Source organism: Streptomyces sp. MZ04, from assembly GCF_004684775.1.
GTDB lineage: Bacteria > Actinomycetota > Actinomycetes > Streptomycetales > Streptomycetaceae > Streptomyces.
This window is the reverse complement of the sequence record NZ_SRIC01000034.1, coordinates 33843-47614: the sequence shown is the minus strand read 5'-3', so window position 1 is coordinate 47614 and position 13772 is coordinate 33843. Positions and strand designations below refer to the sequence as shown.

Sequence of the window (13772 nt, the reverse complement as noted above, 5' to 3'; positions counted from 1 at the left end):
CGCAGGATCTCTTCCCCCGCCGCGACCCCGCGCTCCGGCAGCACCGTGAGGCCCGGTGCCGTCCACCCCGTGTCGGCCAGTTCCCCGTGGCCCGGACGCCACGAGCGGTCGGCGGCCAGGAGCAGATCGGCGTCCAGGAGCGAGTCCCCGGCCGCGAGGATCTCGTCGGCGCCGATCCGGCGGGCCACCTCGCGCACCGCCGCGCTCTTGGTGAGCGGCTTCGGCACGGCGTAGATCTTGCGGCCCTGCAGCGAGACGGTCCAGCCGCGCCCGTCCGCCCACTCGGCGAGCTCCTTGACCCAGCCCTCGGGCAGCAGGGAACGCTCGACGACCAGATACGCGAAGAGCTCCTCGGCCACCCGCTCCTTCAGGAGCCAGGCCGGGTCCGCGGTGCGCACCATGTGCGCACGGACCTCGTCGAGCGAGGCGCACTCGGCGGCGATGCGCCGGTCGACGTCCGCACGCCACTCGGGGTCGGACACCCCGTCGACGAGCAGCTGCCCGCCGTTGGCGCAGATCGCGAACTTCGGTGCGGGGCCCGGCAGATGGATGCGGCCGTACTGCTCGCGCGTACGCGTGGTCGTCGGCACGAAGACCGTGCCACGGCCGACCTCGCCGAGGAGCCCGGCGGCGGTCTCGGTGACGTACGACAGCGGCTTGCTCTCGTACACCTCGACGCAGAGCAGGCGCGGCGCGTCGGCGTCGGGCATGGTCAGGCCGAGCGCTGCGGCGGAGTAGATGAGGGTGCGGTCGAGGTCGCTGGCGACGAGTACCGTGCGGGGAGTGCGGGGCGTGCGGGGCGTGCGGGGCGTGCTCACTTGGCCGCCACCGCCTTGCCGTCCGTGCCGGTGGCGCCGCGCGTGAACTGAGGGTGGATCAGTCCGACGCAGGTGTAGGGGAGTTCGTCCACTTCCTCGACCGGTACGCCACGCTGTTCGGCGAGCAGTCGTACGTGATCGAGGTCGGCGCCGGCACCGGCCCGCGCCAGAATCTTCCAGGGGACGCGGCGCAGCAGCACGCGCGTCGTCTCGCCGACGCCCGGCTTCACCAGGTTCACGTCGTGGATCCCGTACTCCTCGCTGATCCGCTCGACGGCCGCCCAGCCCTCCCAGGTCGGCGCCCTGTCCGCCGAGAGCACCTCCTTGACCTGGGCGTCGACGGCGTCGGCCACCTCGTCGAAGCGGTCCACGACGGCGTCGACGAAGTCGAGGGAGACGTCCGTGCCGGCGAGCTCGCGGTAGAACTTGCCGCCGTGGAAGTCGTCCGGGCCGACCAGGTCCGCGCGGAGCACGGTGCGCGATATCAGGCCGGACACCGTCGAGTTGAGGCAGGCCGAGGGGATGAGGAAGTCCTCGCGGGTGCCGTAGGTGCGCACGCAGGAGCCGGGGTCGGCGAGCACGGCGATCTCCGGGTTGAAGCCTGCGGGCCCACCCGACTCCTCGAACTCCCGCACCGCGTCGGCCAGTTCGCGGGTGATGGCGCCCTTGCCCGTCCATCCGTCGACGAAGACCACGTCGGCCGGGTCGTGGTGGGCGGCGAGCCACCGCAGCGCGTTGGCGTCGATGCCGCGCCCGCGCACGATCGACACGGCGTAGTGCGGCAGGTCGAGACCGTGCCGGTGCCGCGCCCAGCGGCGCATCAGTACGCCGACGGGCGTGCCCGCGCGGGCCAGCGAGACGAGCACGGGACGCGGGGACCGCTCGGCGAGGACGGTCTCGGTGACGGTGCCGACGGCCTGCGCGATGCGGGCGGCGGAGGTGTCGAGTGCGGCCCGGAACAGCTCCTGGTACTGCGGGCTCGGCTGGTACTCGACCGGCAGCGACTCGGCGTAGTGCGCGCCACCGCTCTGTATCGCCTCCTCGCGCTCCTCGGTCGGCGCCTCGAGCGTCACGTCCGAGAGGTCCTGCAGCAGCCAGCCGACGTCTTCGGGCGCGTACGAGGAGAAGTCGGGGCCGCGGAGGGGCTCGGGCAGCATGGAGGGCCTTTCGGGGACGTACTCAGGGACGCGCTCGGGGACGCGCTCGGGGACGCGCTCGGGGACGCGCTCGGGGACGCGCTCGGGGACGTACGAGGGAACGACGGCCAGCAGGACCTGCGGCGCGTGCGCGGCGAGCTGCGCCAACAGGCCGTCGGGGGCGTGCAGTTGGGGTCCATCGCCCACCGAGTCGACCACGGCGACGATCGCGTCGAAGCCGCCGCCCGCGACGTTGTACGCGTACCGCTCACCGGGCCCGTCGGCGGGCTCGTCGTGCGCGGGGAAGACGAGGCGGGTGCGGATGGCGTAGCCGGGGTCGTCGACGGCGAGGACGGGCGAGCGGGTGGTGGTGGAGTACCGGATCTCCGTGGCGTCGGCCGTCTCGTCGGCCTTCGTCTCGTCGGCCTTCGTCGCATCGACCTCCGTCGCATCGACCTCCGTCGCATCGACCTCCGTCGCATCGACCTCCGTCGCATCGACCTCCGTCGCATCGACCTCCGTCGCATCGGCCTTCGTCTCGTCGGCGCCGAGCCGTTCCTCCAGCGCCGCCCCGAGGGCCAGCGGCGCGTACATCAGCTCTTCGAAGCCGAGGACGAGGATGCGGGCAGGGACCGACGCGGAGTCCGCGGCCAGCGCCTCGGCGAGGCGTTCCGCCATCCCCGGCAGCGCCGCGTCCAGCGCCGCCCGGTGCTCGGGCGTGAACCCGTGGCGGCCGCCGTCCGGGACCCCGGCGGGCCAGTCGAGCTCGACCCGGGTGATGGTGCCCCGCTCGCGGCGCGGCAGCGGGACGGCCGCCGCCTCGTGCTCCGCGACCAGCGCCTGCCCCTTCTCCAGGACGCCGTCCGGCAGGCGCACCGTGCCGGACGCCATCGCGATCAGGTCGACCCGCGCGCCGATCTCCTCGGCGAAACCGGCCAGGCGGCCCTGGTCCTCGGGCGAGCGCATGTCGACGAGCGCCACGATGACGTACCGGTCGCGCGGATAGCGCTCGTGCAGCGCGCGGATCGTGTTGAGGACCGTGTTACCGGTGGAGAACTCGTCGTCCACCAGGACCAACGGGCCGTCCCCCGCCAGGAGTTCGGGGTCGGCCGGGAGCAGCAGGTGCGAGGTCGCGTGCGAGTGGGACTCCTCGAAGCCGCCCGCCTGGCGCACTCCGTCGACCGGGCGGCGCGTGGAGTGCAGATAGGGCGCGAGGCCGATGCCGTCCGCGACGCTGTGGCCGAGGCCCGTCGCGGTCTCCGCGTAGCCGATGACGACCGCGCGGCGGGCCTCCGCGTCGCCGAGCAGGGCGCGCGCCCGGACACCGAGGTCGTGCCCGGCCGCGTACACGACGGAAGGCCGCTGCGGCACATGCTTGCCGAGGACGTTCGACACCAGCAGGTGCGCGCGCTTGGGGTTGCGGCGCAGGGCGAGCCCGAGCAGGTCACCCAGGCTCGCGTCGCCGACGAGCTCCACGCCGAGCCGCTCGGCGACCCACGTCCCGGACCACACCATGCCGTCCACCACGTCGTCGTTCACAGTCCTTGCACGGTCCTTACGTTCTTTACGTTCTTTACCGTCGGCCTGAGAAGGTCCGGCCGGGAGAGACGGGCGTCCGGCGGTCAACCGGAGAGCCCGGCGGTGAGCAGCTCCACGAAGCCGATGTCCTCGCGCGCGACGCCGAACACCTCGGCGCGCTGCAGGGTCCGCTCGGCCCAGGCGCGGTGCGGCTTCACCTCGTTCATCTTGTTCGTGTACGCCGAGCGCATGACCCCGCCGCCGCCCCGCTCGGGGCGCAGGATGTCCTCGGCGTCGCTGAACTCCTCGTGGCTGACGACCGAGAGGGCGTGCACGGGCAGCACGTGCGAGGGGTGGATGCAGGTCTTGCCGAGCAGGCCGTTGGCCCGGTCCAGCTCGATCTCGCGGAGCAGCCCGTCGATGTCGTGCTCGATGAGCGCCTGCCGCAGCTCCTCCGCCCGCCCCTCGAGGAAGGGGCTGCGGCGCAGCTGCGGCTTGAACATCCTCTCCTGGACGCGGAAGTACTCCCACACCGGACCGGTCACGGTGAAGCCCGTGCCGTCGGCCCTGCCGAGGAGGTTCACCACGTCGGCGATGACGGAGGCCACGATGTGGACGTCGTACGCGGTCATGTGCGGGGGCCTGCGCAGGCCGTACGCGGAGCAGAAGTCGGTGACGCCGAGGCGCAGCGCGAGCACCCGCTCGCGGTACTTGTCGACGGTGCGGGCGATCCCGGCGAGGTTCTCCGTGCGGCTCTCCAGGTGCAGCAGCTCGGGCGATTCGAGGACGGGCATCGCGAAGAGCCGCCGCCCGGTCGCCGCCTCGGCCGCGGAGAGCGACTCCAGGAAGGGGACGCCGCGCTCCTCGGTGAACTTGGGGAGCACGAATCCGGACAGGAGACGGATGCCGTCACCGAGGCGCTGCGCGAGGTCGGCTATCTGCTCGGGGGTCCGGACGCGGATGAACAGCAGCGGCGGCTCGGCGCCCTTCCGGGCGGCCAGGTCCGCGAACTGTGCGACCAGGTTCTCCTCGGCCCCGGCCACTTCCGCGTCGTCGATCGAGTCCTCGAGGCAGAGCACCATCGAGATCACGCCACGCCCGGCCTGTTTGAGGATGTCGTCGGCGAGCCGGGGGCGCGTGGCGGGGCTGTACAGCGTGGCGCCGAGGGCCGCCGCAAGCAGGCGGGGAGAGGAGTCGGCGGTGAAGTCGCACGGCTCCCGGTGGAAGAGGCGCTGTCGCACCTCTGGGGCGATATGCCCGAAATGACGCATTAATTTCCCCTGTACTCGTCGGCGCGACCCGACGTGATGTGGCCGGTAATAGTACGTAGGGACGGGTGTCAAGGGTTCCCCATGGGCATGAAATTCAAGTAACCCGGCCATGTCAGACACAGACACCACACACAGTCACCCCCGCGTTGTCCCGTCCGCGACCGGGAAGGCAGGATGACCGCATGACGCACGCGATGTTGAAGGGGTCGAACGTCCCGCTCGAAGCCACGGCTGTCCGCGCCGTGCTGCGCTGGACACCGGGACAGGGAGTCCCCGACGTCGACGCGTCGGCGCTGCTGCTCGGCACCGACGGCCGCGTGCGGTCCGACGAGGACTTCGTCTTCTACAACCAGCCGCGCCACCCCTCCGGCAAGGTCTGGCGGCTCGGCAAGAAGCGGGTCGCCGAGGGCCTGACCGACACGATCCAGACGGACATGGCAGGCCTCGATCCGGCGGTGAGCCGGGTCCTGCTCGTCGCATCGGCGGAGGACGTCCCCTTCGAGCGCGTACGCGCGCTGCGGATCCTGCTGTACGACGCCGCCACCACCGAGGGCGAACCCCTCGCGTACTTCGACATCACCCCGCAGACCGGCTCCGAGACCGCGCTGATCTGCGGCGAGCTCTACCGGCGCGCCGACGCCTGGAAGTTCCGCGCCCTGGGCGAGGGCTATCTGAACGGCCTCGAGGGTCTCGCAGGCGACTTCGGCATCTCCGTGGACGAGTCGGAGGCCGTGCCCGAGCCGACGCCCGAGGCCTCGCTCCCGCAGCCGGCCCAGGCCCAGGCGCAGCCCGCGCCCCAGCCCTTCCCGTCGTCCGCCGCGCCCACCGCTCCGGTGCCGCAGCCCTTCCCCGCGCCGGCGCCCCAGCCCTCGTACGGCTACCCGCCCGAGCCCACGCGTCAGCCCATGCCGCAGCCTTCGTACGGCTATCCGCAGCCCGCGCCCGCCCAGCCGGCGCCGGTCGCCCAGCCTTCGTACGGCTATCCGCAGCCGGTCGCCCCGATGCCCGACCCGAACTTCCGGCTGCCGCCGCAGGGGCCGCAGTTCCTGAACCGCTGAGCGGGGGCGGCGGCGGGCTCCGCAGGGGGCGTTCGGCGCCCCGCGGCGGGGCACTCAGCCGCCGCCCGCCTTCGCCTTGTAGCCCCGGCCCCACTGCAGCCCCCAGCCGTAGAGCCGGTCGAGCTCGGCCTGGAAGCCGTACACGAACTTCACCTCGCGGCGCACGACCAGCTCGCCCTTGACGTTCTCCAGCGAGGCCACGGCACATGACCTGGCCTGCGGCTGGCGCTCGTCGAGGTCGATCTCGATCCGCGGGCCGTTGCTGGGGTAGAGCGTCACCTTGGCGTGCGTGCGGTCGAAGGCGGGCGTCTGGTCGTAGATGTACGCGAAGAACAGCAGCCGCTTGATCGACTCGCGGTGGTCGAGGTTCACATAGATCGTCTCGCCGGACGGCGAACCGAACCGGTCGTCACCGCTGAGCTTCACGTACGGCGGGGCGTTGAGGCTCCCGAAGAAACTGCCGAGCGGCTGTACGACCCCCTTGGCGCCGTCCACCATCTCGTACAGGCAGCCGAGGTCCAGGTCCACGTTGACCACGCCCTGCGTGTGCGCCTGCACCACGTCGGGCTGGAACATCTTGAAGGGGTGCCGCAGCAGGCCGCTGCCCCCGCGCTGCTTGCCGATGATGTCGGACGTACGCATCTGCCAGGAGAGGTTGACCCGCAGATTGCCGGTGGCCGCGCCCTGTTTGTTGAGCGAGACCGTCGGATGCCGTTTGGTGAGTTCGATGGAGTTGGTCGCGGCGCTGCCGGACTCGAAGTCCATCGAGCGCCCACGCCATAAACCGTCCCAGAAGGACATTGCCGCCCCCAAAGTCGCGTGCGTATACCGAGCGGGGCGGTCTTCGAGGAGTCCTCCTCGAAGACCGCCCCGCTGAAGCGTTCCTCACTGGACCCCCGGTCACACCCCGGAGGTCAGAACGTCAGAACGTCAGAACGTCAGACGCCGGACGAGACCTCGGTCTTCTCGTCCGAGCCCGATTCCCCTTCGGCCGCCGCCAGCGCGCGGTTGCGGCGCACGGACGACCAGAAGGACCAGGCGATCAGGAGGACACCGATGCTGCCGGTGATGACCTCGTGGATCTCGTACTGGATCGTGACGAGCAGGAGCACCGCGAGGGCGCCGATCGCGTAGTGCGCGCCGTGCTCCAGGTAGACGTAGTCGTCGAGGGTGCCCTGGCGGACCAGGTAGACCGTGAGCGACCGGACGTACATCGCGCCGATGCCGAGGCCGAGCGCCATCAGGACGATGTCGTTGGTGATGGCGAAGGCGCCGATGACGCCGTCGAAGGAGAACGACGCGTCCAGGACCTCGAGGTAGAGGAACATGAAGAACGCGGCCTTGCCGGCCAGGACGACCGCAGGAACCTTCTTGCCGCTCCTCTTGGCCGCTTCCTCCTCCTCGTGCTCGCGCTCCTCCTCTTCCTCGAGTTTGTTCTCGAAGAAGCCGGAGAGACCGCCCACGATCAGATAGGTGATGAGTCCGGCGACGCCGGAGAGCAGCACCGTCTCCGCCTTGTCCGCGTGTGTGCCGCCATGCTGGTGGGCGTGGGTGGCGACGGTCATCGCGGAGATCATGAGCACGATGAGCGCGATGCAGACCGACAGCATGTCGATCTTGCCGAGCTTGGCGAGCGGGCGCTCGAGCCAGCCCAGCCACTTGATGTCACGGTCCTCGAAGATGAAGTCGAGGAAGATCATCAACAGGAACATGCCACCGAAGGCGGCGATCGACGGGTGCGCGTCGGTGACCAGCTGCTGGTACTGGTCCTTGTCGTTGAGCGCGAGCCGCACGGCCTCGATGGGGCCGATCTTGGCGCTGATGGCCACGATCGCGACGGGGAACACGAGCCGCATGCCGAAGACGGCGATCAGCACACCGACGGTGAGGAAGATCTTCTGCCAGAAGGCACTCATCTTCTTCAGGATCCCGGCGTTGACCACCGCGTTGTCGAAGGACAGCGAGATCTCGAGGACCGACAGGATCGCCACGATCCCGAATCCTGTCCACCCCCCGTAGAGCACCGCCGCGACCAGGCCGAGCGCGGTAACCGCGAACGACCAGCCGAAGGTTTTCAGAAGCACTGGCTACCCAATCGTGTGTGTACGGGCTCCCGTGTAGCGGTCTCCCCCGCGCCGGTCCCCGGCTTTACGAAACATTGACCCCGAAGTCTAGAGCGATGCCCCGCAGCCCCGACGCGTACCCCTGCCCAACGGCACGGAACTTCCATTCACCGCCATAGCGATACACCTCGCCGAAGATCATCGCGGTCTCCGTGGAGGCGTCCTCACTGAGGTCGTAGCGCGCGAGCTCCTGAAGGTCGGCCTGGTTGACCACGCGGATGAAAGCGTTGCTGACCTGGCCGAAGGTCTGCCCGCGGTTGTCCGCGTCATGGATCGAGACAGGGAAGACGATCTTGTCGCAGTCGGCGGGAACCTTGGAGAGGTCGATCAGGAGCGACTCGTCGTCCCCGTCACCCTCACCCGTGAGGTTGTCGCCGGTGTGTTCGACAGAGCCGTCCGGGCTCTTCAGGTTGTTGTAGAAGACGAACCACTCGTCACCCATGACCCGGCCCGAGTTGCACATCAGCGCACTGGCGTCGAGGTCGAAGGGCGCGCCGGTGGTGGAGCGCGCGTCCCAGCCGAGTCCGACCAGGACCTGTGTGAGGTTCGGTGCGGCCTTGGAGAGGGAGACATTGCCTCCCTTGGCGAGCGTGACGCCCATGATGTGGTCCTCCCCGTGGTTCGTAGAGCAAGAGTTCCCAGGACTCCCCTGCTGTGGGAGTCCTGGGGTTGAACAAGAGATGCCGAGCGCGTCCGGCGCCGCACTGGTGATGTGCGGCGCCGGACGGCAAGGCGGAAGGCGTTACTCGGCTCAGACGTTGACGCCGAAGTCCTGCGCGATGCCGCGCAGGCCCGATGCGTAACCCTGGCCGACAGCGCGGAACTTCCACTCGGCGCCGTTGCGGTACAGCTCGCCGAAGACCATCGCCGTCTCCGTCGAGGCGTCCTCGGAGAGGTCGTACCGCGCGATCTCCGCGCCGCCCGCCTGGTTCACGACGCGGATGAACGCGTTGCGGACCTGACCGAACGACTGCTGGCGGGACTCCGCCTCGTAGATCGAGACCGGGAAGACGATCTTGTCCACGTCGGCCGGAACGGCGGCCAGGTCGACCTTGATCGCCTCGTCGTCGCCCTCGCCCTCACCGGTGGTGTTGTCACCGGTGTGCTCGACGGATCCGTCCGGGCTCTTCAGGTTGTTGAAGAACACGAAGTTGCCGTCGCTGCTGACCTTGCCCTCGGCGTTGGTCAGGATCGCGCTGGCGTCGAGGTCGAAGTCCGTACCCGTCGTGGTGCGGACGTCCCAGCCCAGGCCGATCAGAACAGCGGTCAGGCCGGGCGCCTCCTTGCTCAGCGATACGTTGCCGCCCTTACTGAGGCTGACTCCCACAAGTCCTCCCAATAGATGTCCAGGGGCGGGGAGCCCCAGTCGTGCTTTGCGTGCTTTGCCATCAGATCAACGAGTGGATCCTAGTGACCGGTTCCCGGCCGCCACAGGCTCTGCACCTGAAGAATCACAGGGTGTCACCCCTGAGGAATCACAGGGTGTCGAGCGCCTCGATGTACTCGTTGAGGTCGCGGGCGTCCGGCAGGCCGTTGACGACAGTCCAGCGCACCACGCCCTCCTTGTCGATGATGAAGGTGCCGCGCACCGAGCAGCCCTTCTCCTCGTCGAAGACCTCGTACGCGCGCGAGACCTCGCCGTGCGGCCAGAAGTCGGACAACAGGGGGTACTCCAGACCCTCCTGTTCGGCGAATACCCGCAGCGTGTGCATGGAGTCGTTCGAGATGGCGAGCAGCTGCGTGTCGTCGTTGACGAACTTCGGCAGCTCGTCACGGAGCGCGCAGAGCTCGCCGGTGCAGACGCCGGTGAACGCGAACGGATAGAAGAGCAGGACCACGTTCTTCTCACCGCGGAAGTCCGAGAGCCGCACGGTCCGCCCGTGATTGTCCTTCAGCTCGAAGTCCGGGGCCTTGGTGCCGGTCACGATTCCAGCGAGCGCCATGAGTACGCATCCCTTCGACGGTGCCCCTCCGATGGGGCTGTTCGGGTGACACCCACCCTACGTCCGCCGGTCTGCGCCCCTTTGGGCGCATGCGTCCCTGCCCCGTGCACACAGCGCATGCGTGAGGCCCCCGCCGACGGGACGTCGGCGGGGGCCTCACAGCGGTCTCTGCTGGGTTCGCGGCTGGCGCGAGTGGCTAGCGCTTCTTGGCTGCCGCCTTCGGCGTGATGAGACGGCTGCCGTTCCAGTCCTTGCCGGCGTTGATGCTCTTGGTCTGAGACAGGCCGGCGGTGGTGGAGGCCTCGCCGATCTCGCTCGGCTCGACGTAACCGTCCCGACCGGTCTTCGGAGTCAGCAGCAGGATCGAGCCGCCTTCCTCCATGTACGCGATGGAATCCACCAGCGCATCGGTCAGGTCCCCGTCGTCCTCACGGAACCAGAGCACCACGGCGTCAGCCACGTCGTCGTACTCCTCGTCGACGAGCTCTGTGCCAGTGGCCTCCTCGATGGCCTCGCGGAGCTCCTGGTCGACGTCGTCGTCGTAGCCGATCTCCTGGACCACCATGTCGGGCTGGAAACCAAGCCTTACGGCAAGGTTCGTCTCCGCGTGGTCCGCGGTCGCGCTCACGGATTGCCTCCTGATCATGTTTTTGGGTATGCCTTCAGCCACGCGCGTGCGCGGGGCGTTGGCCGTAGTCCACACGGGCGGGACGGATCGCGCAAGTACCCGGCCGTCAAGACCGCCGAAACGGTGACGTTCCCGGCCGTGTCGCCGCAACTCAAGACCCATCTGCCAGATCCTTCTCGGCTCGTTCTTCGCGCGTACTTCGGTCGTACGGCTCCGATGCGGGCCGATGGGGACTGACGTCCGAACGGCCTTACGAACCGGCTAGGCAGGATGGGCGTATCGTTGCGATTTGGCCGAGCCTACCCCAGGGCCACCGCGCGGACCTCTCGGTTACCTCTCGGTAGAGATGACGATTCCGCCCACGCGGTACACGATGGGGAACGTCTCACAGCCAGGCAGAACCCAGGCGAAAGCCCCAACAGCGAAGGAACAGCGTGGCTTCCGGATCCGATCGCAACCCGATCATCATTGGCGGCCTGCCGAGTCAGGTCCCGGACTTCGATCCCGAAGAGACCCAGGAGTGGCTCGACTCCCTCGATGCCGCGGTCGACGAACGCGGCCGCGAGCGGGCCCGCTACCTGATGCTTCGGCTGATCGAACGCGCGCGCGAGAAGCGCGTCGCCGTGCCCGAGATGCGCAGCACGGACTACGTCAACACGATCGCCACCAAGGACGAGCCGTTCTTCCCCGGCAACGAGGAGATCGAGCGCAAGGTCCTGAACGCGACCCGCTGGAACGCCGCGGTGATGGTCTCCCGCGCCCAGCGCCCCGGCATCGGGGTCGGCGGTCACATCGCCACCTTCGCCTCGTCGGCCTCGCTGTACGACGTGGGCTTCAACCACTTCTTCCGCGGCAAGGACGAGGGCGACGGCGGCGACCAGATCTTCTTCCAGGGGCACGCGTCCCCCGGTATCTACGCCCGCGCGTTCCTCCTCGACCGGCTCTCCGAGCAGCAGCTCGACGCGTTCCGCCAGGAGAAGTCGAAGGCTCCCTACGGCCTGTCGTCCTATCCGCACCCGCGCCTGATGCCGGACTTCTGGGAGTTCCCGACGGTCTCCATGGGCCTGGGCCCGCTCGGCGCGATCTTCCAGGCGCGGATGAACCGCTACATGGAGGCGCGCGGCATCGCCGACACCTCCAAGTCCCACGTCTGGGCCTACCTCGGCGACGGCGAGATGGACGAGCCCGAGTCGCTCGGCCAGCTCTCCATCGCCGCCCGCGAGGGCCTGGACAACCTGACCTTCGTCGTCAACTGCAACCTCCAGCGCCTCGACGGCCCGGTGCGCGGCAACGGCAAGATCATCCAGGAGCTCGAGTCGCAGTTCCGCGGCGCCGGCTGGAACGTCATCAAGCTGGTCTGGGACCGCAGTTGGGACCCGCTGCTGGCCCAGGACCGCGACGGCATCCTGGTCAACAAGCTGAACACCACGCCCGACGGCCAGTTCCAGACCTACGCCACCGAGACCGGCGCGTACATCCGCGACCACTTCTTCGGCGGCGACCACCGGCTGCGCGCCATGGTCGAGAACATGACCGACGAGCAGATCCTGCACCTGGGCCGCGGCGGCCACGACCACAAGAAGGTCTACGCGGCGTACGCGGCGGCCAAGGCCCACAAGGGCCAGCCGACGGTGATCCTCGCGCAGACGGTCAAGGGCTGGACCCTCGGCCCGAACTTCGAGGGCCGCAACGCCACCCACCAGATGAAGAAGCTCACGGTCGACGACCTCAAGGGCTTCCGCGACCGTCTGCACATCCCGATCACGGACAAGCAGCTGGAGGACGGCGCCCCGCCGTACTACCACCCGGGCCGGGCCTCCGAAGAGATCCAGTACATGCACGACCGCCGCCAGGGCCTGGGCGGCTACGTCCCGACCCGTGTCGTGCGCTCGAAGCCGCTGCAGCTCCCCGAGGAGAAGACGTACGCGCCCGCGAAGAAGGGTTCGGGCCAGCAGTCGATCGCCACCACCATGGCGTTCGTCCGCATCCTGAAGGACCTCATGCGGGACAAGGAGATCGGCAAGCGCTTCGTGCTGATCGCCCCTGACGAGTACCGCACCTTCGGCATGGACGCCTTCTTCCCGAGCGCGAAGATCTACAACCCGCTCGGCCAGCAGTACGAGGCTGTGGACCGCGAACTCCTCCTCGCGTACAAGGAGTCGCCCACGGGCCAGATGCTGCACGACGGCATCTCCGAGGCGGGCTGCACCGCCTCGCTGATCGCCGCGGGCTCGGCCTACGCCACCCACGGCGAACCGATGATCCCCGTGTACGTCTTCTACTCGATGTTCGGTTTCCAGCGCACCGGCGACCAGTTCTGGCAGATGGCCGACCAGCTGGCCCGCGGCTTCGTCCTGGGCGCCACCGCCGGCCGCACCACCCTGACCGGCGAGGGCCTCCAGCACGCGGACGGCCACTCGCAGTTGCTCGCCTCGACCAACCCGGGCTGTGTCGCCTACGACCCGGCCTTCGGTTACGAGATCGCGCACATCGTCAAGGACGGCCTGCGCCGGATGTACGGCCCCGACAGCGAGGACGTCTTCTACTACCTCACCGTCTACAACGAGCCGATCCAGCACCCGGCCGAGCCCGCCGATGTGGATGTCGACGGCATCCTCAAGGGCGTCTACCGCTTCAAGGCGGGCGAGCAGGGCGCCATCCCGGCGCAGATCCTCGCCTCCGGTGTCGCGGTGCCGTGGGCGGTCGAGGCCCAGCAGATCCTCGCTTCGGAGTGGAACGTCAAGGCGGACGTCTGGTCGGCGACCTCCTGGAACGAACTGCGCCGCGAGGCGGTCGAGGTGGAGCGCCACAACCTCCTGCACCCCGAGGAGGAGCAGCGCACCCCGTACGTGACGCGGAAGCTCTCCGGCGCCGAGGGCCCGTTCGTGGCCGTCTCCGACTGGATGCGGAGCGTCCCCGACCAGATCTCGCGCTGGGTTCCCGGCACGTACCAGTCGCTCGGCGCGGACGGCTTCGGCTTCGCGGACACCCGCGGTGCCGCCCGCCGCTTCTTCCACATCGACGCGCAGTCGATCGTGGTCGCCGTGCTGACCGAGCTGGCCCGCGAGGGCAAGCTCGACCGCTCCGTACTGAAGCAGGCCATCGACCGCTACCAGCTGCTCGATGTGACGGCCGCGGACCCGGGTGCCGCCGGGGGCGACGCCTGACACATGCCTGGCCGGCACGCGCCCGGACTGCCTGGCCGGCGCGCGTCCAGATAGCACACGCCTTGGGCAGGGGGCGGCGGAGACCATGGGCTCCGCCGCCCCTCGGCGTT

Annotated in this window: 11 protein-coding genes; 2 read left to right on the top strand and 9 right to left on the bottom strand. The window is 69.3% G+C overall.

Annotation, left to right across the window (positions count from 1 at the left end):
- The 3 genes from E2651_RS10720 to E2651_RS10710 form a co-directional block, all read right to left on the bottom strand.
- A partial coding sequence (locus E2651_RS10720; RefSeq protein WP_245238730.1) for an HAD family hydrolase occupies window positions 1–710 on the bottom strand: 710 nt, incomplete at its 3' end.
- A 104-nt stretch (window positions 711–814) separates the two neighbouring features.
- Complete coding sequence (locus E2651_RS10715) at window positions 815–3469, bottom strand: phosphoribosyltransferase (protein WP_135330833.1); 2655 nt, start codon at window positions 3467–3469, stop codon at window positions 815–817.
- Window positions 3470–3576: 107 nt separating this feature from the next.
- A complete protein-coding gene (locus tag E2651_RS10710) occupies window positions 3577–4743 on the bottom strand; it encodes an HpcH/HpaI aldolase/citrate lyase family protein (RefSeq protein WP_135330826.1) in 1167 nt (388 codons plus the stop codon).
- 182 nt (window positions 4744–4925) lie between these two features.
- Between E2651_RS10710 and E2651_RS10705 the strand changes: the two genes are divergently transcribed.
- Window positions 4926–5801, top strand: a complete 876-nt coding sequence (locus E2651_RS10705) for a TerD family protein (RefSeq protein WP_135330825.1) — start codon at window positions 4926–4928, stop codon at window positions 5799–5801.
- Between the two features lie 54 nt (window positions 5802–5855).
- Here E2651_RS10705 and E2651_RS10700 read toward each other — a convergent pair whose 3' ends face one another.
- The 6 genes from E2651_RS10700 to E2651_RS10675 all read right to left on the bottom strand — a co-directional run bounded on the left by E2651_RS10700 (window position 5856) and on the right by E2651_RS10675 (window position 10495).
- Window positions 5856–6602 carry a Tellurium resistance gene (locus tag E2651_RS10700; protein ID WP_135330824.1) on the bottom strand — a complete coding sequence of 249 codons (747 nt, stop codon included), beginning with the start codon at window positions 6600–6602 and terminating at the stop codon, window positions 5856–5858.
- A gap of 137 nt (window positions 6603–6739) precedes the next feature.
- The gene (locus E2651_RS10695; protein WP_135330823.1) at window positions 6740–7885 is read right to left on the bottom strand and encodes a DUF475 domain-containing protein; all 1146 of its coding nucleotides are present in this window, start codon (window positions 7883–7885) and stop codon (window positions 6740–6742) included.
- 64 nt (window positions 7886–7949) lie between these two features.
- On the bottom strand, window positions 7950–8525 hold the full coding sequence (locus E2651_RS10690) for a TerD family protein (protein WP_135330822.1): 576 nt from the start codon (window positions 8523–8525) through the stop codon (window positions 7950–7952).
- A gap of 150 nt (window positions 8526–8675) precedes the next feature.
- On the bottom strand, window positions 8676–9251 hold the full coding sequence (locus E2651_RS10685) for a TerD family protein (protein WP_135330821.1): 576 nt from the start codon (window positions 9249–9251) through the stop codon (window positions 8676–8678).
- Window positions 9252–9399: 148 nt separating this feature from the next.
- Complete coding sequence (locus E2651_RS10680) at window positions 9400–9867, bottom strand: peroxiredoxin (RefSeq protein ID WP_135330820.1); 468 nt, start codon at window positions 9865–9867, stop codon at window positions 9400–9402.
- Between the two features lie 196 nt (window positions 9868–10063).
- Complete coding sequence (locus E2651_RS10675; RefSeq protein ID WP_135330819.1) at window positions 10064–10495, bottom strand: DUF3052 domain-containing protein; 432 nt, start codon at window positions 10493–10495, stop codon at window positions 10064–10066.
- A gap of 434 nt (window positions 10496–10929) precedes the next feature.
- On the opposite strand from E2651_RS10675, the gene aceE reads away from it, so the two are divergent.
- Complete coding sequence (gene aceE, locus E2651_RS10670; protein WP_135330818.1) at window positions 10930–13662, top strand: pyruvate dehydrogenase (acetyl-transferring), homodimeric type; 2733 nt, start codon at window positions 10930–10932, stop codon at window positions 13660–13662.
- The last annotated feature ends 110 nt before the right edge of the window (window positions 13663–13772 follow it).

What these genes read in the sequence shown, in the direction of transcription:
- E2651_RS10700 (WP_135330824.1), bottom strand. Translation starts at nt 6,602, where the DNA reads ATGTCCTTCTGGGACGGTTTATGGCGTGGGCGCTCGATGGACTTCGAG.
- E2651_RS10715 (WP_135330833.1), bottom strand. Translation starts at nt 3,469, where the DNA reads ATGGTGTGGTCCGGGACGTGGGTCGCCGAGCGGCTCGGCGTGGAGCTC.
- E2651_RS10705 (WP_135330825.1), top strand. Translation starts at nt 4,926, where the DNA reads ATGACGCACGCGATGTTGAAGGGGTCGAACGTCCCGCTCGAAGCCACG.
- E2651_RS10680 (WP_135330820.1), bottom strand. Translation starts at nt 9,867, where the DNA reads ATGGCGCTCGCTGGAATCGTGACCGGCACCAAGGCCCCGGACTTCGAG.
- E2651_RS10690 (WP_135330822.1), bottom strand. Translation starts at nt 8,525, where the DNA reads ATGGGCGTCACGCTCGCCAAGGGAGGCAATGTCTCCCTCTCCAAGGCC.
- E2651_RS10710 (WP_135330826.1), bottom strand. Translation starts at nt 4,743, where the DNA reads ATGCGTCATTTCGGGCATATCGCCCCAGAGGTGCGACAGCGCCTCTTC.